Annotated in this window: 2 protein-coding genes; one reads left to right on the forward strand and one right to left on the reverse strand. The window is 62.9% G+C overall.

Annotated features, from left to right (window positions below; translation table 11 throughout):
- Positions 1 to 249, reverse strand: a 249-nt coding sequence (locus EN861_RS35975) for a DNA polymerase ligase N-terminal domain-containing protein (RefSeq protein ID WP_245512187.1), incomplete at its 3' end; no start/stop codon positions are given.
- Here EN861_RS35975 and EN861_RS36580 point away from each other — a divergent pair.
- The coding region (locus EN861_RS36580; RefSeq protein ID WP_245512188.1) for a trimethylamine methyltransferase family protein at positions 223 to 294 on the forward strand (72 nt) is incomplete at its 3' end. The two genes, EN861_RS35975 and EN861_RS36580, sit on opposite strands and share 27 nt — an antisense overlap.

A 294-nucleotide genomic window follows, 5' to 3' on the forward strand; every position in this document is an offset into this window, starting at 1 on the left:
GCGGCCGTTGAGCTTGTGGCCTTCGAGCTCGAAGTTGATACGGCCCTTCTTCATCCCTTGCGCCGGATCGCCTTCCGGGTTCCATCTGCCTTCATCCCAGACGATGACCGAGCCGCCGCCATATTCGCCCTTCGGAATGGTGCCCTCGAAGGCGGCATAGTCGATCGGGTGATCCTCGACATGGACCGCCAGCCGCTTCCCTTCGACGAGGCCCTTTCCGCTGTGCGCGATGTCGGGCCGGGCGGCCATTATCTTGGCCATCCGCACACTCAAGCGAATTTCGAGCGGGCCTTC

This window comes from Mesorhizobium sp. M8A.F.Ca.ET.218.01.1.1, assembly GCF_004791165.1.
Classification (GTDB): domain Bacteria; phylum Pseudomonadota; class Alphaproteobacteria; order Rhizobiales; family Rhizobiaceae; genus Mesorhizobium.